The organism is Lysinibacillus sp. Ag94 (assembly GCF_023242215.1).
Taxonomy (GTDB): Bacteria; Bacillota; Bacilli; order Bacillales_A; family Planococcaceae; genus Lysinibacillus.
Map to the genome: position 1 here is coordinate 516,194 of NZ_CP096780.1, position 25,050 is coordinate 541,243.

17 protein-coding genes are annotated in these 25,050 nt (G+C 36.9%); 9 read left to right on the forward strand and 8 right to left on the reverse strand.

Translation table 11 applies throughout. The features are described from left to right. The first annotated feature begins 100 nt into the window (after nucleotides 1-100). On the forward strand, nucleotides 101-2,020 hold the full coding sequence (locus MY533_RS02265; RefSeq protein WP_248717866.1) for an N-acetylmuramoyl-L-alanine amidase: 1,920 nt from the start codon (nucleotides 101-103) through the stop codon (nucleotides 2,018-2,020). Between the two features lie 19 nt (nucleotides 2,021-2,039). Here MY533_RS02265 and MY533_RS02270 read toward each other — a convergent pair whose 3' ends face one another. Beyond that, nucleotides 2,040-2,384, reverse strand: coding sequence for a hypothetical protein (locus tag MY533_RS02270; RefSeq protein ID WP_248717867.1), 345 nt, complete (start codon nucleotides 2,382-2,384; stop codon nucleotides 2,040-2,042). 92 nt (nucleotides 2,385-2,476) lie between these two features. Next, nucleotides 2,477-4,402 (reverse strand): S-layer homology domain-containing protein, encoded by a 1,926-nt coding sequence (locus MY533_RS02275; protein ID WP_248717868.1) that lies wholly within the window; start codon nucleotides 4,400-4,402, stop codon nucleotides 2,477-2,479. 546 nt (nucleotides 4,403-4,948) lie between these two features. On the opposite strand from MY533_RS02275, the gene MY533_RS02280 reads away from it, so the two are divergent. Both MY533_RS02280 and MY533_RS02285 read left to right on the forward strand, forming a co-directional pair. Further along, nucleotides 4,949-5,110, forward strand: a complete 162-nt coding sequence (locus MY533_RS02280; protein WP_248717869.1) for a hypothetical protein — start codon at nucleotides 4,949-4,951, stop codon at nucleotides 5,108-5,110. Between the two features lie 173 nt (nucleotides 5,111-5,283). After that, entirely contained in the window at nucleotides 5,284-6,567 is a 1,284-nt protein-coding gene (locus MY533_RS02285) for an oligosaccharide repeat unit polymerase (protein WP_132360478.1), read from the forward strand. Between the two features lie 205 nt (nucleotides 6,568-6,772). Here MY533_RS02285 and MY533_RS02290 read toward each other — a convergent pair whose 3' ends face one another. Beyond that, nucleotides 6,773-8,773, reverse strand: coding sequence for an S-layer homology domain-containing protein (locus MY533_RS02290; protein WP_248717870.1), 2,001 nt, complete (start codon nucleotides 8,771-8,773; stop codon nucleotides 6,773-6,775). Between the two features lie 236 nt (nucleotides 8,774-9,009). Here MY533_RS02290 and MY533_RS02295 point away from each other — a divergent pair, with 236 nt between their 5' ends. The 5 genes from MY533_RS02295 (at nucleotide 9,010) to MY533_RS02315 (ending at nucleotide 16,329) form a co-directional block, all read left to right on the forward strand. After that, on the forward strand, nucleotides 9,010-11,274 hold the full coding sequence (locus MY533_RS02295; protein WP_248717871.1) for an S-layer homology domain-containing protein: 2,265 nt from the start codon (nucleotides 9,010-9,012) through the stop codon (nucleotides 11,272-11,274). A gap of 304 nt (nucleotides 11,275-11,578) precedes the next feature. Beyond that, a complete protein-coding gene (locus MY533_RS02300; protein WP_248717872.1) occupies nucleotides 11,579-12,724 on the forward strand; it encodes a polysaccharide pyruvyl transferase family protein in 1,146 nt (381 codons plus the stop codon). Continuing rightward, entirely contained in the window at nucleotides 12,721-13,821 is a 1,101-nt protein-coding gene (locus MY533_RS02305) for a glycosyltransferase (RefSeq protein ID WP_248717873.1), read from the forward strand. The genes MY533_RS02300 and MY533_RS02305 overlap by 4 nt, the downstream gene beginning before the upstream one ends. Further along, complete coding sequence (gene murJ / locus MY533_RS02310) at nucleotides 13,818-15,353, forward strand: murein biosynthesis integral membrane protein MurJ (protein WP_248717874.1); 1,536 nt, start codon at nucleotides 13,818-13,820, stop codon at nucleotides 15,351-15,353. Before MY533_RS02305 ends, murJ begins: the two co-directional genes overlap by 4 nt. A 379-nt stretch (nucleotides 15,354-15,732) precedes the next feature. Further along, entirely contained in the window at nucleotides 15,733-16,329 is a 597-nt protein-coding gene (locus MY533_RS02315) for a TetR/AcrR family transcriptional regulator (RefSeq protein WP_248717875.1), read from the forward strand. Between the two features lie 135 nt (nucleotides 16,330-16,464). On the opposite strand, the gene MY533_RS02320 is transcribed toward MY533_RS02315, so the two are convergent. Continuing rightward, nucleotides 16,465-17,850, reverse strand: a complete 1,386-nt coding sequence (locus MY533_RS02320; protein WP_248717876.1) for a S41 family peptidase — start codon at nucleotides 17,848-17,850, stop codon at nucleotides 16,465-16,467. A gap of 205 nt (nucleotides 17,851-18,055) precedes the next feature. Then, on the reverse strand, nucleotides 18,056-19,375 hold the full coding sequence (gene brnQ / locus MY533_RS02325) for a branched-chain amino acid transport system II carrier protein (RefSeq protein ID WP_248717877.1): 1,320 nt from the start codon (nucleotides 19,373-19,375) through the stop codon (nucleotides 18,056-18,058). 249 nt (nucleotides 19,376-19,624) lie between these two features. Between brnQ and MY533_RS02330 the strand changes: the two genes are divergently transcribed. After that, a complete protein-coding gene (locus MY533_RS02330; RefSeq protein ID WP_248717878.1) occupies nucleotides 19,625-20,548 on the forward strand; it encodes a C40 family peptidase in 924 nt (307 codons plus the stop codon). A 264-nt stretch (nucleotides 20,549-20,812) separates the two neighbouring features. Here the strand turns inward: MY533_RS02330 and MY533_RS02335 are convergent, their stop codons facing one another. The 3 genes from MY533_RS02335 to secA2 form a co-directional block, all read right to left on the reverse strand. Then, complete coding sequence (locus MY533_RS02335; protein ID WP_248717879.1) at nucleotides 20,813-21,688, reverse strand: hypothetical protein; 876 nt, start codon at nucleotides 21,686-21,688, stop codon at nucleotides 20,813-20,815. Nucleotides 21,689-21,776: 88 nt separating this feature from the next. After that, complete coding sequence (locus MY533_RS02340; RefSeq protein WP_248717880.1) at nucleotides 21,777-22,679, reverse strand: accessory Sec system S-layer assembly protein; 903 nt, start codon at nucleotides 22,677-22,679, stop codon at nucleotides 21,777-21,779. Beyond that, nucleotides 22,679-25,042 carry an accessory Sec system translocase SecA2 gene (secA2, locus tag MY533_RS02345; RefSeq protein WP_248717881.1) on the reverse strand — a complete coding sequence of 788 codons (2,364 nt, stop codon included), beginning with the start codon at nucleotides 25,040-25,042 and terminating at the stop codon, nucleotides 22,679-22,681. Before secA2 ends, MY533_RS02340 begins: the two co-directional genes overlap by 1 nt. Nucleotides 25,043-25,050 lie beyond the last annotated feature (8 nt).

The window sequence follows — 25,050 nt, forward strand, 5'->3', positions numbered from 1 at the left end:
TAATTTAAAATTTTGGTATAATAATTCCATATGCGTAATAGTTTTGTCTAGGAAATTTTGTTAATATTAATGGTAGAACAAGAAAGGAGGAAATAAGACATTGTATTTTAAGAAAATTAGTCTTATATTATGCGTCCTTTTCGTTTCTGCTTCAATATTTACAATAAATAGTGCACAAGCAAGTGGCAGTTTTGTAGATGTTACGAACAAAGATGACGCATATGAAGAAATTAATTATTTAGTAAATTTAGGTGTTATTAAAGGGTATAAAGAAAAGGGCAAAACGTATTATAAACCTAACAACACCGTAACGCGTGGACAAGTTGCCAAGATGGTTGTTGTGGCATCAGGCAAAAAGCCACTAGTTGTTAATAAATCAAGCTTCACGGATGTAAAGGCCGGCACGGAGCTTTCAGGCTATGTAGAACGCGCTATACAGTCTGGTCTCTTTAAAACAAATACAAAGGGGCAATTTTTGCCAAACAAACCGTTAACTCGTGATGAAATGAGTTATGTGTTAACAAATGCGTTTAAGCTCGATATGAGTGAGCATGAAAATATCGATTCTCCTTTTGTAGACGTAGGCAATAATCATCCATACGTTTCATATGTGAATACGATTTACTATAATGGTATTACCAAGGGAAGTAATCAAAATTACAATCCAAATGAACAAGTGACACGTAAACAGTTTGCGTTATTTGTAGCGCGTGCGAAAGAAGAAAAATATCGTTTAGCTATCCCTGCTAAAGTTGTAGCTGTACCTGATTCATCACAGGTCATTGGCTTAGTTTCTGCAACTACTGACGGATTAAATATTCGTAAATCCAAAGATTCTTCATCTACTACTAATATAGTAGGTACAGTAAACAAAGGTGGTAAACTATCAGTCTATGCCGTTGAGGGAGATTGGTTGAAAGTTTCCTATAAAGATACCTTTGCTTATATTTATAAAACATATACACAGTTTCTAGATGCAGATGGTAACGCATTAGGAAATGTTCAAAAGCAAGTAGCAACAACACAAAATATTAATCTTTACGCAAAACCAACCTCTTCATCAAAGGTTATTTCAACTGTGAATAGTAAAATGAATTTACCTGTTTATAAGACGGTAAGTGGTTACCATCTAACTGTAGTGAACGGTGTACCTGGTTATATCGTGGCTAATAGTACAGCGGACGTTGAGGTGGAAAAGCCTTCAACTCCAGATCCAACACCAGATCCAAAACCAGATCCAACCCCACCAACAGTTTCTGGGGATCTATTAGGTCGGGTGACAGTTGATAATTTAAATATTCGCCAAGAAGCTAATGCTACATCTGCGGTAGTAAGTAAGCTGAAAAAGGGCGATTATGTTAAAGTGAACAGTATTAACGGTTATTGGGCACAAGTTACTTATCAAGGTCAAACAGGGTATGTCCATAAATCCTATTTAAAGCTATTAAATCAAAGTGGTAATCCGTTAAAAGATCGAATTATCATTATTGATCCAGGTCATGGTGGTAGTGACCCAGGAACTTCTTATGGTTCTATTACAGAAAAAGACATTACATTAAAGGTTAGTACTCTTGTCAAGGGAAAACTGGAGGCTGCAGGGGCAAAGGTATTGATGCCTCGTACTGGAGATACGTTCTCTCCGCCACAAAAACATATTGACTTTGCACATGATAATTACGGCGAAATCTTCGTTAGTATCCATGTTAACTCTGCAGATAGTACTAAAGCAAAAGGTACCGAAACGTATTACGCTAAAACACCAGGTGATATGTATCAAGAAGATATTGAACTTGCGACATTTGTAAACAACCAAATTGTTAAAAACGTAAATATGGAAAATCGTAAGGTCAGACAAAAGAATTACACCGTAGTTGCTAATACGATTATTCCATCCATTCTAGTCGAGCTAGGCTTCCTAACAAATAGTGAAGACCGTGCTAAGTTGACAGATGATAAATATCTTGAGTTATTTGCGGAATCAATCTACAAAGGAATTTTAGAATATTACTCAAAACAATAATAACGAAGAGCTACAGCGATCAAAAGTAAACGCTGTAGCTCTTTTCGTTTAATGGGTTTGGTATTTTAGCGGCGGAACACACAGTTTTAGAACCACGAACATCGCTGATAGAATCGCGAACATCGCTGATAGAATCGCGAACATCGCTGATAGAATCGCGAACATCGCTGATAGAATCGCGAACATCGCTGATAGAATCGCGAACATCGCTGATAGAATCGCGAACATCGCTGATAGAACCGCGAATATCAATGATAGAACCGCAAACATCGCTGATAGAATCGCGAAAAAGCGAAGTGAGCACTTTAGCGGCGCAACGCACGAGATTAGCAGCGAAATGAACACTTTTAGCGGCGCAACCCACAGGTTTAGCAGCGAAGCGAGCACTTTTAGCGGCGGAAAACCCGAGTTTAGCAGCGCAACGAACTTCAACCGGTGATACCTATCCCTTAGTAGCTATTTTGAATTTGCATGAAGTGTTCTATTTACGAATTGAGCAAAGTTTTGACGTGTTACTGTACCATTTGGTTTAAATGTATTGTCGGCATAGCCTGTAGTGATGCCAAGTGAATATAAGGCTTGGACATCTTTATAATAAGCATGGGATGTCGGCACATCTAAGAAAGTATTATTTGTGTAACCTTGTAGCTTGAAGCCGTTGACAAGTGCTCGTGCCATGGCAGCGCGGGTCATTGGCTGGTGGGCATTGATTTTGCCATTTTCTACTGCAATAATACCGTAGCGTAAGCCTGTTGCTAAAACAGCATAGCCATAATCACCTGCTTTGATGTCACTTGCATTTAAGGTAGCTGAGCTTGACGCTGGAACCCCTAATGCTCGCAAAATCATTTCTGTTGCTTGTAGGCGAGTTAATGTCCCCTGTGGATTAAATTTCCCATTAGTTCCTTTCACAATGCCTAATGCATATAAGTTTTTAATATCATAATAGGCACCATTCGACGAAGATACATCTGGGAAGAACGGAGCGGAAGCAATTGTCGCTTTGTTGGAACCTTTTGCGCGCGTGAGCGTTTTAATTTCTGCAATCGTTGCAAATTTTTCATCAGCATTTTTGCGATCATCGCGCCCCTCTATAAAGGATGTACGTATCGTATATGTTCCTGCAGCTAAATTACCAGGCATAGTAATCTGATATTTTTCCACATGGGTACTAATATCTTTTTGATCGGCATTGACTGTTGTGGAATCTGCAGCAAGTCCTGGAATGTAACGTTCATGTCCAATACCAACAACTTTATCGTTTGCGTCTAAAATTTCTACTTTTAATGTACCGCGTGCAGGCACATTACCATTGTTTTTAACCGTTACAGTGGAGTAGAAAACAAATTTACCAGACGGTGCTACATAACTTTGCACCCCGTCAGAGTAAAGCGAAAGGTTATAACGGCGGGGCACATAGCCATTATGTTTTTCGGCTACCCAATTTAAAGCATGCTTCATAAATACTTGTGCATCCTTATCACCATTAGTTGTTATATAAGCAGCACCATTTTCGTTATCCTGCCAATCCGCTTTATCATTAATATTTATATAATCATAGATTTTGAATCCAATTTGAACAACTCTGCCTTTTCCGTATTCAATCGCATGGGCTGCGCCAAATTCATTTTTTTTCATTGTTTTAGGTTTGTCTGTGTAATTGTAATCTGAGAAATATAAAATAGGTGTTGCAGATCCACCTTGCCAAGGCTTAATGACTTCCACCCAATCACGATCTGTTTTTGTTAGATTAAGCTTGCTTTTGCCAAGCTCTTTTGTTGTGTTTTGCATAATTGGATGAACAGTATTGATATTGCTTATTGTAGAATTTCCTAACACAATATCGTCAATAAAATGAGAATTGAAGACTTCAGTTAAATTATCCCACTCCATCACCCAAGAATCGACATCGTAGATCAATGGAGAGAGATCCATTTGACCGAGTTTAGGGAATTTTATAGATTCATTTCGGGCTGTCTGGAAGGCAAAAATTGCACCACCGCCATTTCGAACGTACATTTTAACATTTTCGCGTTGCTGATGATTCATCATGACTGTATAGGCAAAGACGATTGCATCATATTGACTTAAACTTTCTAAATTATTTAAGTCTTTCTCATAAATTTTCTCTACGTGGAAGCCTTGTTGCTGATAGAGAAGAAAAGCTTTTAGCTCCTTATTATATGTAGAGCTATAATCAACCTTTTCAGAAACACGTTGGCCATTAAATGTTCCACTAGGGTGTGTAGTATTGGCATATTTTTCACTACTTTCAGAGAAAACGACACCGATTTTCTGTGCTGCTTTAGCTTGTGTTGGTGCTAAAAAAACTACGAGCATAAAAGAGCATGCTACGAGTAGTGAAACGAATAATTTCTTCATTAAATCCACATCCTTATTTTTGTATATTTTTTCTTCAATTGCGTGCTAATTTTGAATTGTGCTTAAGCCGTGAAATTTGCACTACTTAGTTATCATACAACTAAATAATGGATAAAACATTAAAAGTTGGTTTTTGTATGGTGATTTGACATAGATTGTCGATTAATGGAGGATAAGATTAAGAGGGACAACAGTTGAGGAAATTTATGCAGTAAATTTTGGCTATAAGCTCGTAATTTGGTTATCACCAAAAGTTGTGGATGACTTTTGTTAAACCGTCTACTATGTAAATAGTTGACCTTCGTTCCGACTGGGCGACTCCTCGGGGATCAGCAGTAGAGGAACGAAGGCTAAAAGCATCACATCCTGTGATAACGCCTTCGTGACCAACATCGTGCTGCTGTCGCTACGTTGCACTCACGCTTTCGCGCAAAAAACATCTGTTGGCCCGAGACCCTGCAGCGCAGCGGATGTTTTCTGTGCGAAAGCGTAGTGTTAACGTAGCGGCAGCAACAAAAGCGGCTCATCGGACGCCCCCAGGAAGCTTTGCTCTGTGCGAAAGCGAAGCGTCAGCAACAAATGTTTTCTGTAGCGAAAGCGAAGCATCAGCAACAAATGTTTTCTGTAGCGAAAGCGAAGCGTCAGCTACAAAGCGCCCAGTCGGAACGGAAATCAACCACACGTTTTGGTGATGATCTCGTAATTTAGGGAAAAAAGAAAAACATTGCATAATTTTATGTAAAATCAATTCATTCCTTTCTATAAGTCTACCTGTATTTATGATATAATAACTCTTGTTTTGCTTTAGTAAATAAAAAGAATGAACAATTTTGATTCGCGATAGAGGAGGGCAATCACATCTTCTGAGATGTATGACATTTATGAATAAACTGAAACAAACTTTTGCAAAGGTCAACAAAATTGATACGTTTTCGCCGTATTTCTTTTTACCTTTTGTATTAATGCTCTATTTCTTTACAAGTCTATTTGATTTCCATCGATTTGAATTATTTAATTTACGTGTATCAATTTGGCCAGCAGTATTTTTAGCAGTAATATGCTATTACATTGGTGTGTACATTATTGATAAGTTACAATGGACAATCCCATCATTTGGTTTATCCTTCTTAGGGAAATATGTTGTTCATTTTATCGTATTTTTAACTTTACTAGGTTTAGTTTCATATGTATTAATGATGACTTCCGGTGGTGGATTAGGAATTTCTGATGAATCTAATCGACGTAACCTTGATCCAAAATTAAACTTCTTTGCTCAATTGTTATGGTATGGTGTTTTACTGTTATTATCATATAAAATGATTTTAGAAAAAAATATAACTTGGAAAAAAACATTAATCTACGGCTCTATTTATGCTGCAGTAATGTTCTTATTCCTATTGATGGGTTACCGTACACCATTAATTATCATGTTATTTACTGGTATTATCATCTTCCATTACGTTGTAAAACGAGTGAAATTAACATGGTTCCTTACAGCTCTGTTTGTTATCGGAGTAGCATTCTCAATGTTTGGCTTCCTTCGTGTTGTATCAGAGGATACAACGAAAGAATTTAATAGCCGTGAACAACCAGATGTAGAATTGACTGAAACAGAAAAAGAAAAGCTGCTATCAGTAGAGCAGCAAGTTAACTTAACACCAAAATGGATTCGTTCAATAAATGGTGAGAGTGTAACAGGCCATATTGTTTTAAGTAAAATTATCGAATATACGCAGAAGGAAGGTTACCTAAATGGAGAAATCCATGCAGGTATCATCAGTACTATTTTACCAGGTGAACAAGTTTCACCACGTATGAGAGTAACAGAAGTTGTAAACTCTCTAGCCGAATCTGAAGGTAAATATATTACACGTCCTAACAGAACAACAACACCAACATTTATTGGTCAATTATTCTTAGACGGCGGTTATCTGCTTGTAGCGATAGGCTTCTTATTATATGGTGTATTAATCTCATTAATTTATAATAAAGTGAAGCAGGGCGGTATTCGTAGCTTCCACTCTGTAGCTTATGCATTTGTCATTACCTTATTTACAGTGTCTATGCATACAGGCTTGCTTGATTTAATCTTTATTTTAATGCTAGGCTTTGTCATAATTGCGTCAGCGATTATTAAAACAGATAAGAAAAAGCTTTCATATTAACAATAATAGAGATGTCTCAAATATTATTTGAGGCATCTCTTTTTTATTAGGGTGTTCCTATGGCAGGTGAGTGTCGATAAAATTTGGAAGTTGAACATTTTGCTACCCTTTATTTTGCCGAAAAAACAATGTGACACCATAACATTGCCATTATAAATTTTCAACAACATAAAAAGTCGCCCTACGTTATAGGACGACTTCTTTTTTATTTTACTGTATTGATCACTTGTACATAGTCTTTGCTCACGAAAGCTTTTCCTGTATACAGTTTATCAGAAATGATCTCATACCAGCCGTTTGTAGCAGAGCTAGTTATGATCACAGGCATACCACTGCGTGCATATGTGAATAGAGGGTTATTGCTAGTAGCTGCACCTGTGCGAACGTTTAAGCCGTTTGTTGTTGTTAGACCGATTGTGTATGGATTATTAGCATCCTTAAAGCCTAACGCCTTTTCAGCTCGGTAATAGTGTCCTGCAATTTTTGCTCCCCAGAATGGATCAGACGCGTATTTTACGTTAAAGCCAAGAGCTTTTGAACCTACTACTGCACCATTCGCAAAGTTTTTACCAGGTGTACCCCCTGGATTAATGTAGTTTGGCTGTAGGAATTTATCAACAAGCTCATTGATGTTGTCAGCTATACTATCAAAATTTTTGTTTAGTGGGTTCGTATCATACACGTACAAGCCAAATAGGTTATTTAACTTTTGTGCATGTTCACTCATACCATAAGCACTCTCATGCTGGGCAAGTGATAAAATAAGCATTGCGTTAATTTGGGATTTTGCTTCTACATCTTTCAATGTTTTCCCTAAACCTATTAACTTACTTTTCTTTGTAGCATCTTTATAAAGGGTAGCTCCTGTACTCTCAATCTCTGCAAGCTTATTCATTATATAAGTATCGATTTCTTGTGCCGTGTATTGTGTTTGGGCGCGGGCAGGTAAAAATTGATAATAGTTATAAGCATCACCTTTAGAAGAGCCGTTGCCGTTTGAGAAATAAATACCGTTCCAGCTATAGTATTTTTCGTTTTGCTTCATAAAGGATGGCGCTTTTCCGAAAATATAGCTAGAAGAATATTTATTTGTTTTGTAATCGTAAAGTGTGTGTTTAATTTCACCATTCACATTTTCATAGTAAGAACGACCTTTGCTTATTGAAAATGGGATTAATGTAACATCAGCATGTTTTAAGTAGCCGACTTGACCAGCTAATCGAACTTTTACTTGTGTTGCATCACTACTGAGGTATTCCATTTCAGTATTTGCCGCAACAGCAAGCGAGTCATTAATTGTTTCAGATTTTAGTGCTACGTAATTATTTGTAACAGCGTACCCTGAAGACATTTTTACAATTTTATCACTTTGGACAATAACTTGCGTATTTTTTGTCACAGCTTTTTCAGCAGCTTCAAAAGTAGAGAATCCTTGGTTACCAACTAATGTGCCGTTTGAAATTTCCTTAATAGCATATTTAGAAGATCCGGTATTTGTATCGCCGCCGTTTGAATTACCGCCGTTAGTATCGCCGCCGTTTGAATTACCACCGCTAGTATTACCGTCGTTTGTGTTGCCACCGTTGGGTGCAGTAGCGTCTGGATCACCAGCAAGTTGCATTAGACGGACAATAAACGAAGATGCTTGTCCAATTGTTGCATTTTTTTCAGGCATAAAGTAACCATTAGAGCCTTTAATGATTTCTAGTTGTGCACCTATAGCTACTGCTTGACGGTAGTCTTTTATGATAGATGCATTATCCTTAAACGTAATAGTAGGCGTACCTTTAGGAATATTTAAATAATCGATAGCTCTCTCAAGCATAACCGCCATATGCTGTCTTGAAATAGCGGCATTAGGCTTAAATGAACCATCTCCGTAACCTGTAATAATACCAGCTGAAGCAGCAAGCTTAATATCTTTTGCATGTACATATGTATCTGGGACATCTTTAAAGACTATGTCACTTGTCGCTTTAAGATTCATGGCTTTACTTAAATAAGAAGCAAACTCTCCACGTGTTACATTGTCATTTGGACGATAACTTCCTTTTGCATCTTTTACTAATGCATTTTTAGAAATTAAATAACGAAGACCCTGTTCATGTGAATGCCCTGTTAGTTCGTCAGCAGATGCCAGTTGAGGTTGCCAAAGAAGCATGCCGATTATTGTCATGAGCAAAGCAATGATTGATAGTTTTTTCATATTTTACCCTCCTAGACTTCTACATCATTTTACCAAAGTTATAGAGTAACGATAAGGTCAAATATTTGAAAAATCATAAAATGAGACTATATAAATAGTTTTCATGACAATTCATATAAAACTGGAAAATAGCTTAAATGTTCCATGGATATTTTGGCATATTTTTGATAATGTTATAGAAGTAAAACATGTGAAGGGAGAGTTGAGGGCTCCATTTTATTCAGGAGCGCAAAAAAATGAAAAAAGTAGCGAAAAATTTACTGGTTTTAGTTGTATTATTGTCAATGGTTGTTAGTCCGTTAAATGCCTATGCAGCCCAAACGGTCAAGAAGGATTTACAATTATCAAAAGGTGTGCAGTATAAACAATATACATACAGCAGTACCAAAACAAACTCTATTAATCATCTTGTTATTAATGTAGACGAGCCAATGACAGAAGTACAATTAGGTATGCCCGCGAATGTCAATGGCAGAGAATCGACAGTAGCAAATGCTAATCGTAATTCACGCGAGGGGAATCGTGTAGTTGGTGCTATTAATGCAAGTTTCTTCGATATGTCAGCAGGTTTCCCATTATTTTTACTAAGTAAAGATAATGTTATTTTAAACGGTGGAGCTGTTTCAAAGGGCTCCGATGAATATATGAATGTCCCTACAGCTTTTGGTGTTTCTCCAGATGGCAGGGGTGTCATTGACTATTTTGATTTTAATGTAACCCTTTCTCACAGTGGTAAAGACTATAAAATGACAGGGATGAATCGTGCACGTAATATATATGAAGCGATTGTTTACACACCACAATTTTATAGTAAAACAACAAATACAAATGAATATGGTTTTGAAATTGTAGTAGATACTGGAGCTCCGGTTACTGAAAATAAATTTGGTCAAACATTAACAGGGAAAGTTACACAAATTACACCTTATGGATCAAAAGAAAAAATATCGATCCCTTCAACTGGCTTTGTCGTATCTTTACAAGGTGGGGATTGGCACAGTAAGCTAAGCCAAATTGCAGTTGGCGATGAGCTAAGTGTTAACTTCGCTATTGATAAGCAATGGCAGGATGCAAAATTTATCCTGGCAAGTGGTCCGTATTTAGTAAAAGATAATAAACCTTACATTATGATGAGCACATCTAGTAAGCGTGCAACAGAGGTTACAGCACGTACGATTGTGGCGACAAGTAATAATGGGAAAACAGTACACTTTATTACGGTTGATGGGAAACAGAAACATAGCGCAGGGATGAATATGGTTCAACTTGCGAACTATTTAGTGTCACTTGGTGTTGAGCGGGCAATTAACTTAGATGGTGGCGGCTCAACAACGATGGGTATTCGAAATTACGGTAATAATAATGTCGTATTAGCGAACCTACCATTAAATGCAGGCAATTCGCAGCGTCTTGTGTCCGCAACATTACAAGCTGTAAGTACGGCACCAACTGGCAAAGGAAAATATATTAAATATACGAATAGTACAAGCTATGCAACTCTTTTAGCAGGTGCTTCGTCTAGTATAGCAGTGCAATACATTTTAGATGAAAACTATAATGCGCTACCATTAGACGGTCATGTATCGCTAACATCTGAGAGTAATACTTTAAAAGTTAACGGCTTGAACTATACTTCAACGACAGCTGGTAATGATCGTATTTTCATCAACCACGATGGCACGCCTGTTGAATCATTCCAAGTGAAAGTAGTAGATGCTCCAGCAACAATAGATATTGCACCAAAGTCAAAAACTGTAGGAGCAGGCGAAACTGTTAAATTTACTATGGATGCAAAGGATGACGGTGGCAAACCGCTAGTTTACAATGCATCACAAGTGAAATGGTCTGTAGAAGGTAATATCGGTACGATTACTAATGATGGTAAGTTTACAGCTAAAAATCCAGGTGCTACTGGTAAAGTAGTAGCGACTTTAGGAACAAAGCGAGTAGAGGCTACTGTAACTGTAGCAAAAGCTGCGTTGTTTAAAGATATTCCTAGTAACTATGTGTACTATAAAGAAATTGAGTATTTAACAAAAAATAATATTATTACAGGTCATCCAGATGGCACATTTAGACCAAATGACAAACTTACACGTGCACATGCAGCAGTTATTATTAGTCGCGCACTTGATTTAAAAACATCAAACGTCAAAAATCCAGGCTTTAAGGATATTCCTGCGAATCACATATATTATAAACAAATCGCAGCTGTAGTTGAGTCTGGTATAATGAGCGGTAAGGGCAATAATGTCTTTGATCCTGATGCTACTTTAACTCGTGCACAAATGGCGAAGGTTGTAGCATTAGCTTATAATCTAAAAGGGACAAGCAGCACTAACTTTAAAGATGTATCGAAGGATCATTGGGCATACACATATGTTCAACAGTTAGCCGCAAACAAAATTACAACTGGTTATGGTGATAACACCTTTAAGCCAGATGAAGCGATTAGTCGCGCTCATTTCGGATTATTCCTTTATAGAGCAATTAATCAATAAAGAATGGCTTAGCATTTAAAAAATAGCAAACTAGTCGTGTTACCTAGTTTGCTATTTTTCTCTTTAAAATAAAAGGTTATTGATTGGGGCCTTGTAAACCGTATAAGTTGATGAACGGCTCATCGGACGCTCTACGGAAGCGCCTGGCCGCAAAGAAATCAACCTTACGTTATGTTGATGAGGAAACAGATCACAAGATTAGTAGCAACTTTTGAAGCTCATCTTATATTTACTATTTTTAAAAGAACGTAAATGTGCAATTGTGGTATAATCTCAGTATTAAAAAGTAAAAGGATGTTTTTTAATGAAAATAGGCATTGTGGGGAATTACGGCAATGATAATAATGGTGATGAATCAATATTATACGGCATTCTTCAACAAGTAAAACAAACATTTTCGGTAACTAATGATGACATTACCGTTTTTAGTAATAACACACAACAAACATCCGAACGTTACGGGGTACATAGCTATCCATTGTATTACAGGAAGAGTAATTTATTTAAAACGTTTATCCATACTTATAAAAATAATAAACAATATGTATCAACATTTGACCTCCTCATCATTGGTGGTGGTGGTATTTTAATGGATTTTTATAAACGTGAGGCTCACCTGTATGGAGCGTATGCAATGATGGCAAAGCAAAGTAATGTTCCCTACATTATTTACGGATGTGGCGCTGGACCACTTGATACGATTTCTGGGAAAATTAGTATTCGCGCAATGTGTCGTTATGCAGCAAATATCTCTGTTCGTGATCCCCAGTCTAAAAAGCTTTTGCAAAGTATTGGGGTGAAAAAACCAATAGATATTATTGGTGATCCTGCATTTACATTAAAAGGTGATCGTCAACATTACGCCGAAAAACCAATTAAAATAGGTGTATCAGCGGTTCCGTACTATAATGCAAACTATTGGCCAGAAGGAAATGTAGAAAAATATGATGCGTACGTTACAGGAATGGCGAAAAATTTAGATCATGTAATTTCTGAGCATAATGTCGAAATTACATTCTTTGCCACAAAATACCCGCAGGACGTCACTGTGACGAAGGATATTCAGAAAAAAATGCAACAACATGCACACACAAAAATTATTGATGAAAATTTGGTGCCGGAGCGATTACTTGATGTAACGGAGGAACAGGATATTATTATCGGTACACGTTTGCACTCGCTTATTTTGGCAACGGATTCAGAAACTCCGATTATTGCGATATCCTATCATACAAAAGTACAAGATTTTATGTCCTTTGTAGGTGCATCAGATCGTTGCTTACAAATGCAGGATATAGAGGATGATGTGAAGGCTCTATCCACATTAGTTGGCAAACTAAGTAGTAATTGGGACCAGTCGATTGCGGAGACGAAACAAATTGCTACCCATATTCATAAAGAGGCCATGCGTGGTCAGGAATTAATGAAAAAGGCAGTGACACGTCTATGAAAAAAATACTCGTCATTAGTAATATGTATCCAACATCTGATCATTTATCATTCGGTATTTTTGTGAAAAACCAAGTCACTGCTCTTGAAAAGGCAGGACTAGACGTAGATATATCTGTAAATACTAATCCGGCAACTGGTAAGAAGAACACCATTATGAAATATACAAAATGGGGTTTATCGACATTGATGAAAGGCTTAAAAAACAGAAAGTCTATTGATGTCACACATGCACATTATGTGTTTCCATCTGGTATGCTGTCGCTCTTATTAAAGAAAATGTTTGGTATACCATTTATCGTTACAGCTCATGGTGGAGATATTGAGCGCATGGCGAAAAAGAACGCAAGAATTCGTAATTGGACAGAGAGTATTTTACGTGAAAGTGAACATATTATCGCAGTAGGTCCTGTCTTAGCTCAACAAATTGAACAAGATTTTGGGATTGAAAAAGGTAAAATCTCTGTCGTTAGCATGGGTGTGAATCGTGAGGTTTTCACAAAAGGAAATCAAGTAGCAGTGTGCAAAGAACTGCAATTACCTACTGAGCCATTCAGATTTTTATTTGTAGGAAATGTTATAAAACAAAAAGGCGTTGAAGAGCTGTTACAGGCTTTCCAAATGCTAAAAACAAAAGTATCTCGGCCTTTAGAGTTAAATATTGTAGGTTCTAGAAGAGATCAGGCATTTTTCCAATCCTTGCAACCATTGATCAGTGAAGACGTCAAATTTATAGATCCACTAAAACAACAAGAACTAGTAAAGTGGTTCCAAGCAAGTGATGTCTTTGTATTACCATCCCATTTAGAAGGTTTTGGATTAGTAGCATTAGAGGCATTAGCGACAGATACACCTGTTATTGCTTCAAATGTAGGTGGACTTGTATCTTTGCTTGGAGAGGGCGCAGGGCATTTAGTGGAGCCCGAAAATGCGATGGTTTTATCTGAGGAGATGCTGCGTGCCGTGAACACGCCAAAGGAACAATATATGAATCGTGAAGCGGTCGACGAAGTATTAGCCATTCACGATGAAAAAAATATAACATCTCGCTGTATAGAGATTTATAAGTCGGCCATTGAAGGTGGGGATGGCCTATGAATAAGTTTATAAAAATAGTTGGGGCAGTTGCGATTATTAATGTCGTGGCCCGTGTTTTCGGATTTTTACGTGAAATGATTATCGGATACCAATATGGTAGTAGCCATATTGCTGATAGTATTTTCACAGCTTACACAATTCCAAACTTTTTATATCTAGTCGTAGGTGGTGCTTTTACTACTGCTGTTATCTCAATTTATAATCGGGAAACAACGGATCGTGCGCTATTTGTTAAACAATCCTTCACAATTGTCTTGTTAACGGTTTCAATAATGACAATTTTAATGTTAGCGTTCACTAATCCAATTATGGAGATGTTTAACCAAAGTAAAGATAAAAAGGCGTTTAGTCAAAGTGAGTTAGATTTAGCTAAAAATCTATATTATTGGATGATGCCTTCGTCAATTTTACTCGTATTGTCCTCATGGTATAGTGGATTGCTCAACGCAAATCAAAAATTCCATTTGTCTAGCTTTGCTATTTTAATTTATAATGCAATCTTTTTAGTGATTGCTGTAGGTTTATCTAAAATTCCAAGCATCGACGCAATGGGATATGGTATTAGTGCATTAGTCAGTGCAGCAATAATGGTATATTTCCTAATTGTTGGATATCGTAAGTTAGATTCACATAAGGTTGGTTTTTCATTTGAACGAAATATTGCATCAAAGCAATTATGGATAATGACGTTACCGATTATGCTCGGTGGGGCAACCATTCAAATTTATGCATTATTACAGCGCGTTTTTGCAGGAATGTTATCTGAAGGGGCAGTAGCTGCTGTAAACTATTCATCAAGACTTATGCAATTCCCGCAAGCAATTTTAATTACAGCAGTAACGACAGTTATCTTTCCAATTTTGAGTCAAAAAGAAGCAGAGAATGACCTTACTTCCATTAAAAGCTTATACTCAAAAGGGCTACATTATCTATTGTTGTTACTTTATCCTGTAACAGTCTACTCATATTTTTATGCAGAGAATCTCGTGCAGGTTGTTTATGAACGTGGTAATTTTGATGCAATTTCAACTGCAATTACTACACCAGTACTGGCAATCTTTTGTTTATCGATGTATTTTTTAGCTGCAAACGGGTATATAACGCGCTTTTATTATGCAAAGGGTGACTCAATGGCACCTGTTATCTTCAGCTTAATAAATGTATTTGTTATTAACATTGCCGTTATTAAGTTGCTTGTCGATAAATATGGAGCAGAAGCGATTGCATGGGGTACATTAGTGAGTTCAGTAACAAACTTTATTATGCTAATTATTTATGCAGCCTATAAATATGACTTGAAAATGGGGATCTTTAGCAAAGAGCTGCAATTTTTCAGATCAGTTCCGCCAATGATTATTATCACGATTGTTTTGTATTTTTCAAGCAAGTTTTTAGTATTCAACAACATATGGCTAACTTTCATTGTAGGCCTTGTTATTTTTAGTGCAGTAGTTGTTGGCTCGTACTTATTATTTGGCGTGAAAGAAGTAAAAGAATTTAGTGATAAACTAAAACGGAAATTTTTAAAATAATAGGGAAAAGTGGGTATCTTAGAAAGCACGGGATACCCACTTTTTTATTTCAGGTGTGCTGATATGCTTGTTGTTGTTCGAATAAAGGGATTTTACTAAGGTGCGCCCATTTGTCCCTAGTGTTAAAGCGCCTGTAGTGGAAAAAGGTTATTAATGCACCTGTTTTTGTCGTTGAAAGGAATTAAACTCGATTGGACACTATAAGCACTATCTGCAAAAAACTTGTTATATTTATAATATTTTATAGTGAAAAAATAGGAGCTGTATTATAATTAGTTTTATTAATAGTGGTATTTTTTATGAACATATGGATAAATTGGCATTATTTCAGTGATGCCTAAAGGACTATGACTACTACAAATTAGATAAGGTGGGAAGTATGGCAAGAGGTAGGAAGGTTAATTCAAATGGTGAACGAAGTAAACAATTATTGCTTGAAAAGGCTTTAGCGTTATTTTCTGAAAAAGGGTATCATGATACAAAAATTAGTGACATTGTCAAAGCCGCGAATGTAACACAGCCAACTTTTTATTTATATTTTGAAAGTAAGGATGCTCTTTACACCGATCTGAATAAATTATTTCAGCAAGGGTTTGATGAAATTATGGGTAAACAATTAGAAGAAGGCGAAGAGGGATTAGCAGGCTTTGTTTCAGAGCTAAAGCAAAAAATACAAATGTTATTCGTTTACATAATTGATAACCCTAAATTAACGAAAATTGGATTATTTGAATCTAAGCAGTCACTTGTAGTTAAATCTCGACTTACACAGCAATTTACTCACCTTATACATCGTTATGATTGTGCCCATATATTACAATCATATTGTGCAGACATAAACATAGTTGTAGATAGTTTTGTAGGGTCCTTAGAGCGTTTAATATTAACAAATTTACTTGAACAAAAAAAACAGCCATGCGAGTTAGCAAGCGACTTAGTTCATTTATACTTTTTAAGAGAAGTAAATACAAAATGAGGCTGGGACATAAAGCCGAACAATTAACAAAACACGTTAAACAGAAAACCGAACTATCCGAAACACTTCATGAGAGTTTCATTGGATAGTTCGGTATTTTTGTTAGCCAAAACACATTTGTCCTAGCCTTATTTTTTATTTCTTAACTGTAATATGAAGATAAACGCCTTTTTGAAGCTTATTGCCTGTTTCTTTTTGAATAGATGGATGAACGAGTAGCATATACTCTTGCCCGCTGTTTAATGGTTTTGATGGAGTAACAAGTAATGAATGACCATCAACTTTTGTAGTAACGGGTACTTCGTTACCGCCTAAAGCAACGAGTTGTACACTACCTTCAGCAATTTGCGAAGCGAGTGCTTGTGAGAATTTCACAGTAAATGTTTTAGAAGTTGGTACGTTTTTTAAGCTTGCAAGCTCTTTATAATTTGTATATTGTGCTTTAATTGCATCATAATGTGCCTGGTAAATAGGAGCGGTCTTTGTTTGGACGTTCGGTTTTACCCCAACCTCATTAATCGTTTTCCCTAATGGACCTGTAAAATTACCAGTTGTAAGCTTTAAATAGCTACCATCCTGCAGTTCAAAAAAGCCTTGCATACAGCCTTTTCCATACGTAGTTTCTCCGTATAAAATAGCAGATTGCTGATCTTGTAATGTTGCTGCTAACATTTCAGAGGCGCTAGCACTATAACGGTTTACTAGAATACGTGTATCTGCTGGGAATTTTTCGTTTTGATTGACTGCACGTATTTTATAAGAGGCATGTGCTTCCTCCAGTAAGTAGGCAATTTTTGCTTTTGGGAATAGCCCTGCAATCTCCTCAGCTGTTGATACATAGCCTCCGCCATTGTTTTGTAAATCAAGTATAAAAGAGGTTGCACCACGCTGTTTTAATTGAATAAGCGCATCTTTGACAAGCTTTGCACCGTCTTCTGAGAAGGATGACATAGCAATATAGCCAACATCCCCAAACAGTAACGCAGATTCCACATTTGGTAATGTGAATTTTTTCCGTGTAATGGTTGTAGTTGAAGTTTTACCATCTGCATGTCGAAGCGTCACTTCTATTTTCGTATTGTCGTCACCAGATAATAAGGAGGAGACTTCTTGGGTAGAGCTTCCTACTACGGATTGTCCGTTAATGGCGATAATAATGTCTCCAGCAACTACACCAGCTTTAGATGCGCCGCTATCCTCAAACACTTGTAAAATATGAATACCATCTTCATGTTCTTCGATGATTACACCAATCCCAATTGTTGATAGATCTATGCTATTCATATAATCTTCAAGTTCTTTTTTCGTAAAATATGTGGAGTAAGGGTCTAGCATATCAATGATTTCGGGAATTGTTTTAGCTTTTTGTAAATTGCCGTGGATGGTTCCAACATAACTTTCCTCAATAATTGCCTTGATTTCCGTTACAAGCTGTTGTTCATTGCTTGCAGCAGAAGCGTTTGTCAATGGAATGATGAAAAAGCATAGAACGAATACAAAAGACCACAATATTTTTTTCATGGGACACCTCTTTTCTAATTAACTTTATTATACATGAATTTCCATATAACCGTGAATAGGAAAGGAGGGGTTACCTACAAAAAAAGAATCTGCTAGCCATTTGCGAAAAAGTAAGTTTACGCAAGATTCCTAGACAGTCGTTGTCTAAAAGAAGCTTGAAGCTTATTCGCAAAAAGCAATCAGATTCTAGTTAGATGAAGAAATTTTATTTTTTTGTGAGCTTATGAATGACTAAGCCGATAAGCGCACCGATTATTGCAGGTACAAGCCATGCTAGACTTTGCTCGTATAATGGCAAAGCTTTCAAAATGTTCACATATGGTGTAATTGTAATTTTCATTTCCTTTAAACCATCATTCAAGCTTACAAAGAATGTAGGAATTAATGCCAAAATGTAGACAATTTTCCCACCTTTAAAGAAGTTATCAAAAAGCGACAGAACCATTAATACCATCGCTAGTGGATAGATGATTAATAAAACAGGTAGTGATGCACTAATAATTGTAGAAAGACCTACGTTTGTTATAGCAGCACTGAAAATTGTGAAAATTACTAAAAACGTTTTATACGAAACTTTAGGAAATAGTTTATGGAAATATTGAGCATTGGCAGTCAATAAACCTACAGCAGTAGATATACACGCTAGTAAAATTGTAGCAGATAATATGATAGTTCCAAATTTACCAAAAAGAGCTTCAGCTGATTTCGCAATAATTTTCCCACCATTATCAAAAGTACCAATTGCATTAATACTAGTGTTACCAATTTGCCCAAGTGAGATATAGACAAATGATAAGCCAATAGCGGCAACAATTCCGGCGAAAATTGTCGTTTTGACTTGCTTTTTAGTATTTGACATACCCATGTCGCGCAATGCTTGCAAAATAACGATCCCGAAAACGAGTGCACTTAGTACATCCATTGTTAGGTAGCCTTGAACAAAGCCTTCAGTCAACGGAGAATCAGTGTATTTCCCGATAGCTACCCCTGGTTCACCCATTGGGGAAATAAAGCTTTTAATCGCTAGTAGTAAAATAACGGCCAATAGAACAGGCGTTAAAATTTTCCCGACACGATCGACAAGCTTTGAAGGGTTAATAGCTAAGAATAGTATAAAGGCAAAAAATATGACAGAAGTAATGAAAAGTGGTGCCCAATGATCTGTTGCTGATTCTGGGAGAAATGGGACAATTCCAATTTCATAAGATACAGAGCCTGTACGCGGCACTGCAAAAAATGGTCCAATCGCTAAATAAACGATTGATGTAAAAATAATACCAAAGGTAGGGCCGACACGATTAGCAAGTATTTGTAAATCGCCACCCGCTTTCGCAATTGCAACTATTGCTAATAGCGGTAATCCGACACCTGTTATTAAGAAACCAATCATTGCTGTCGTAATATGTTCACCAGCTTGTTGACCTAATAATGGGGGGAAGATAATATTTCCGGCACCTAAAAATAAGGCAAATAATAGTAAACCTACTGCCAAATTTTCTTTGATGAAAAGCATGATGTTCTTCATAAAAATTAAAACTCCTTTAAGATTGAAAAGATGAAACTTTCTAAAAATTTTAAATACAGAAGTGTATGTTATCATATGAATACTAATCTTGCAATTAATATTCTATTACAATTTGTAAGAATCTGTCGGAATCAGTAGTTTTCATAAATTGTTTGAAAAATAGTCAATTTTTCTGATTTCTGATTTCTTAATTATCTAGTATGATAGACACACAAGGAAATATTTTAGCACGAACGGAGGCAAAATGATATGAAAAAAGCAAAAAAATTAAGAATCCTTGCTTTAAGTACTATTGCTACTTCTTTTTTAGCATTACAGACCGCAGAGGCAGCTACATATACCGTACAAAAAGGAGATACTTTAACGAAAATTGCTCAAAGCAATAAAGTAACAGTACAAGACATAAAAAACTGGAACAATTTAAAGAATGATCTGATTTACGTCGCGCAAAAGCTTGAAGTTTCAAAGCAAGCTTCTAATGATGCGGTAAAACCTTCAAATCCATCAACAACTAAACCGACAACACCAAAACCAACAACACCATCAAAGCCCGCAACTGTTTCACATACAGTAGTTAAAGGCGATTCATTATCCAAAATTGCTAAGCAATATAATGTAACAATAAAGGACATTAAAGACTGGAATGGACTTACGACAGACACAATTTTCGTTGGACAAGTGTTAAAATTATCTCCAGAGGCTTCATTACCCGAAAATGACACAGTACATAATAATAACGGATCTTCAGATGCGGGAACATCAACAGTAACGACTAAAGATCCTGCAGCTAATGGACAAGCTATTTATAAGAAAACAGTGGACGTAGCTAATTCATTAGTAGGAACACCATATCTCTATGGTGGCAACACACCTGAAGGTCTAGATTGCAGTGGCCTTATTTATTATGCCTTTAATCAAGGTGGTTTAAAAATTGGAAGAGACAGTAGCGAAGGATATTTCAACGGCAATACAACACAAGTTAAAAATCCGATAGCAGGAGATTTAGTATTTTTCCAAAATACGTATAAAGATGGAATATCACATATGGGTATTTATATAGGTAACAATAAATTTATCCATGCAGGGTCAGACGGTGTTGAAATTTCGGACGTTACATACTCTTACTGGTCTACAAGATTAGTAGCTTATAAACGTTTCGACGCTATTAAATAAAGTAAAAGCGATTTTTGCAAATACGCAATAATCGCTTTTTTCATGGAGTTAGATAAAAGAGCAGGAATGAAGGCGAACAGTTGTTGATAGACATAGAACAACGCTGAAAAAGGTGCTAGAACCGCTGATAGAAAGCTGAACATCGCTGAAAAAGGTGCTAGAATCGCTGATAGAAAGCGAAATATAGCTGAGCCAGACCCGCTGATAGAAAACAAACATCGTTGATAAGAGAGCCAAACCCGCTGATAGAATGCGAAACATCGCTTATAAAGGTACTAGAACCGCTGATAGAAAACGGAACATCGCTGATAAGAGAGCCAAACCCGCTGATAGAAAACAGAACATCGCTGATAAGAGAGCGAGACCCGCTGACAGAAAACGAACATCGCTGATAAAAAGAGCCAGACCCGCTGATAGAAAACGAACATCGCTGATAAAAGAGCAAAAATCGCTGATAGAATGCGAAACATCGCTGATAAGAGAGCCAGAATCGCTGATAGAACGAGGAACATCGCTGATAAAGGAGCAAGAATCGCTGATAGAAAGCGAAATATCGCTGATAAAAGAGTCAGACCCGCTGATAGAACGAGGAACATAGCTGAGCAAGAATCGCTGATAGAAAACGGAACTTCGCTGATAAAAAGAGCCAGACCCGCTGATAGAAAACGAACATCGCTGATAAGAGAGCGAGACCCGCTGACAGAAAACGAACATCGCTGATAAAAAGAGCCAGACCCGCTGATAGAAAACGAACATCGCTGATAAAAGAGCAAAAATCGCTGATAGAATGCGAAACATCGCTGATAAGAGAGCCAGAATCGCTGATAGAACGAGGAACATCGCTGATAAAGGAGCAAGAATCGCTGATAGAAAGCGAAATATCGCTGATAAAAGAGTCAGACCCGCTGATAGAACGAGGAACATAGCTGAGCAAGAATCGCTGATAAAAAGAGCCAGACCCGCTGATAGAAAACGAACATCGCTGATAAGAGAGTCAAAATCGCTGATAGAAAGCGGAACATCGCTGATAAGAGAGTTAAAACCGCTGATAAAAAGCGGAACATCGCTGATAAGAGAACCAGAATCGCTGATAGAAAGCGAAATATCGCTGATAAGAGAGTCAAACCCGCTGATAAACATCAAATATCGCCGTTAGAACATCGACATCACTAATAAGAAAATAAACAAATAAAAAACCCTTCTTTCTAAAAGAAGGGTTCTCTACACTTTATTGTGTTACGCGTGCTGTCCAACGAGAAAGGTCGGCATCTTTTGCGTCAACAAGCTCTGCAGGGAAGATAAATGTCCATGGCTTTGTTGAGTCTGGTTGAACAGTTAATATTGGATCCATTTTAAATGAACCTTTAGCAATTTGTTTGCCTGTTGCGTCAATAATTTCTAATGGTAATTGTTCTAGGTTAATCGCTTTATTATGGCCGTTACGAATGAAGATAGATACATTTAAATTACCGTTATCAGCTAGTTTTGCTTGTAGGCCGGTGAAGTTTACTTCTGTTTCACCTAACTTAGGTAAAGTTTTTACGATTTTTGCAAGTTCTTCTTTTTGTGCTTCAGGTAGTTGTTTCTCCCATGATGGGTCTAATTCTAATTGGTGACCGCGAAGGGAAACAAGGTTGAATGCGATTTTCCAGCCATCTTCTGGTACTTCATCGACTTTTATCGTTGATTTTTCAAATTCAAATACCCATGGACGAGCACTTTCTGCTGGAATTGTGCCAAGTGCTGAAAAGTCGAATTTTTTAGATGCTAAAAGCTCGTCATTTTTATCCATAATAAACAGCTCAATTTCACCAAGCTCAATTGCTTGAGATAATGATGAGCGGAAAAATGCACGCACTTGCCATTTTTTAGAGCGCATATCTTCTTCTATACTAATAGAAGAAAGTGATAATTGATTTGGCTTCAATGGTTCTAGCTCATTAGCAAGGAAGTTAAAGATATACTTTTGCTCTTGAGGTACATCCCAATCTGGATGGTAAGATAATTTCGTCACAACATCCTGATTATTGTTTGTATCTTCTACCTTGATGTTTTGCAGTAAATCTTTAGAGTCGATTGTATTTTCTTGCCCAAGTTTGTCTGATTTTTTAAAGAATGAGAATAAGCCCATTATTGTACCTCCATTTGTGCTTCAATCATTTTCATGAAGCCTGTAATTTCAATAATAATAGAACGACGTAATTCTTGGAAATTTTTGGCGAATAATTCTAAACCTTCACGCTTATAAATACGCATAGGATCCTCTTGTTGATAATGACGTAACCCAATACCTTCTTTTAAGTGTGCCATATCCTCTAAGTGTTTTACCCAACCACTATCTAAGTAACTTAGCATCACTTGAGGTATTATCGTCATAACTTGTTCATTTTGTGAAAATTTCTCCATCTTTGCTGTTAATTCATCAACAGGTTCCTGAAGTGAATCTAAAATAGGGATTACTTTTCCTACTTCTCTATCAATTGTAACGGGTGAAAGGAAGAGACTATTTAAGGTTCTTTCCATATCATCATAAGCCCATTCGACTGAAGGTAATTCTTCAGGAGCGGCATCACGTACTGCAAAATCTACAGTTTCATAGAACATTTGCTTTAATTGTTCTATTAAATCTTCGCCAGCTAAAATTTTATCACGTAGACCGTAAATAACTGTACGCTGATCATTGATAACATCATCTAATTTTAGGTTGTATTCACGCATACCGTATTGAGAGCCTTCCACAATACGTTGTGTGCGGTTAATGAGTTCTTGAACCTCTTTGTTTTGGATAATGCCTTTTTCATCAACAACCATTTTTTCTGAGAATTTTTCAACCTCTTCTTTTGCATAACGGCGGAACATATCATCTTCAATAGAGAGAATAAAGCGGCTTTCGCCTATGTCACCTTGGCGACCTGAACGACCACGCAGCTGATTATCTACACGGCGGCTTTCATGCTTTTCGGTACCGATAACATATAAGCCTCCAAGTCCGTGAACTGCTTCATCTAGCACAATATCTGTACCGCGACCAGCCATATTTGTTGCTACAGTAATACGACCTTTCTGACCGGCTTGTGAAATCAGCTCAACTTCTTGCTCAACCGTTTTAGCGTTCAGCAATTGGAATTTTAAGCCTTCTTTCTTTAAGTATTCGGCCACTGTTTCGGATTGTAGTATTGACGTTGTCCCAATTAAAACAGGTTGTCCCTTTTCGTGACGACGTTTAGCTTCAGCAGCTACGAACTTGTATTTATCTTCTTGTTTTTTGAAAATAATATCAGGCTGATCGACACGTTGACGTGGACGGTTTGTTGGAATTTGAATAACTTCCATGCCGTACACTTCACGGATTTCTTTTTCTTGTGTTTTCGCCGTACCCGTCATTCCAGAAAGCTTCGGATACATACGGAAATAGTTCTGAATTGTAATCTGTGCCTGTGATTTATTTTCTTCAGTAATCGTTACGCCTTCTTTAGCTTCAATTGCTTGATGTAGGCCATCAGATAGTGAACGGCCTTCTAAAATACGACCTGTGAACATATCAACAAGCTCGATCTTGTCATCTTTTACGATGTAATCAACATCACGCTTAAACATTACGTGTGCACGCACCGCTTGGATTACGTAATGGTAAAGTGTTTGGTGTTCAAGATCATATAGATTATCAACATTGAAGGCAGCCTCAACCTTTTCAATGCCTTTATCTGTTAAAGAAGTAGCTTTTGTTTCTTCATCAAAATCGTAATCTTCTTCTTCTTTAAAACGTTTAGCTAGCATAGAGGCAATGCGATGTAGTTCATCATTCGCAGCCATTTTCCCAGCGATAATAAGTGGTGTTTTTGCCTCATCAATAAGTACACTATCGACTTCATCGATAATGGCGAAGTGATAAGGACGCTGTACTTTATCTGCCAAGCTGTGAGCCATGTTGTCGCGTAAGTAATCAAATCCGAACTCAGTACCTACACCATATGTAATATCTGCGTTATAGGCATCTTTTTTGGCATCTGGTTCCATCATCGGTATATTTAAACCAACTGTTAAACCAAGGAAACGATGGATTTGACCGACAAGCTCGTAGTCACGCTTAGCTAGATAGTCATTTACAGTAATAACGTGAACACCTTTACCCTCTAATGCACGTACATAGGAAGGAAGAGAAGCGACAAGCGTTTTACCTTCACCTGTAGGCATTTCTGCAATATTGCCTTCAGTTAAAACAAGACCACCGATAAGCTGTACATCAAAATGACGCATACCTAATACACGTTTTGAGGCTTCGCGTACAACAGCAAATGCGTCTGGGATGATAGATGTAATTGGTTCACCTTGTTCTAAACGATCCTTGAAAATAAAAGTCATTTCTTTTAATTCATCATCTGACTTATTAACATATTTTTCTTCAAGACTATTAATTTGATCTACTATTTTATAGTAGCGTTTTAATTGACGAGCACTAGTTTGCTCATTGTTACGTTTAAAAATTGAGAACATGAAATTTA

Bases quoted from the DNA above. Each gene is read 5' to 3' on its own strand.
- MY533_RS02275 (WP_248717868.1), bottom strand. From the start codon at position 4,402: ATGAAGAAATTATTCGTTTCACTACTCGTAGCATGCTCTTTTATGCTC.
- MY533_RS02285 (WP_132360478.1), top strand. From the start codon at position 5,284: ATGAATAAACTGAAACAAACTTTTGCAAAGGTCAACAAAATTGATACG.
- MY533_RS02290 (WP_248717870.1), bottom strand. From the start codon at position 8,773: ATGAAAAAACTATCAATCATTGCTTTGCTCATGACAATAATCGGCATG.
- MY533_RS02295 (WP_248717871.1), top strand. From the start codon at position 9,010: ATGAAAAAAGTAGCGAAAAATTTACTGGTTTTAGTTGTATTATTGTCA.
- MY533_RS02300 (WP_248717872.1), top strand. From the start codon at position 11,579: ATGAAAATAGGCATTGTGGGGAATTACGGCAATGATAATAATGGTGAT.
- MY533_RS02305 (WP_248717873.1), top strand. From the start codon at position 12,721: ATGAAAAAAATACTCGTCATTAGTAATATGTATCCAACATCTGATCAT.
- murJ (WP_248717874.1), top strand. From the start codon at position 13,818: ATGAATAAGTTTATAAAAATAGTTGGGGCAGTTGCGATTATTAATGTC.
- MY533_RS02315 (WP_248717875.1), top strand. From the start codon at position 15,733: ATGGCAAGAGGTAGGAAGGTTAATTCAAATGGTGAACGAAGTAAACAA.
- MY533_RS02320 (WP_248717876.1), bottom strand. From the start codon at position 17,850: ATGAAAAAAATATTGTGGTCTTTTGTATTCGTTCTATGCTTTTTCATC.
- brnQ (WP_248717877.1), bottom strand. From the start codon at position 19,375: ATGAAGAACATCATGCTTTTCATCAAAGAAAATTTGGCAGTAGGTTTA.
- MY533_RS02330 (WP_248717878.1), top strand. From the start codon at position 19,625: ATGAAAAAAGCAAAAAAATTAAGAATCCTTGCTTTAAGTACTATTGCT.
- MY533_RS02335 (WP_248717879.1), bottom strand. From the start codon at position 21,688: ATGTTTATCAGCGGGTTTGACTCTCTTATCAGCGATATTTCGCTTTCT.
- MY533_RS02340 (WP_248717880.1), bottom strand. From the start codon at position 22,679: ATGGGCTTATTCTCATTCTTTAAAAAATCAGACAAACTTGGGCAAGAA.
- secA2 (WP_248717881.1), bottom strand. From the start codon at position 25,042: ATGTTCTCAATTTTTAAACGTAACAATGAGCAAACTAGTGCTCGTCAA.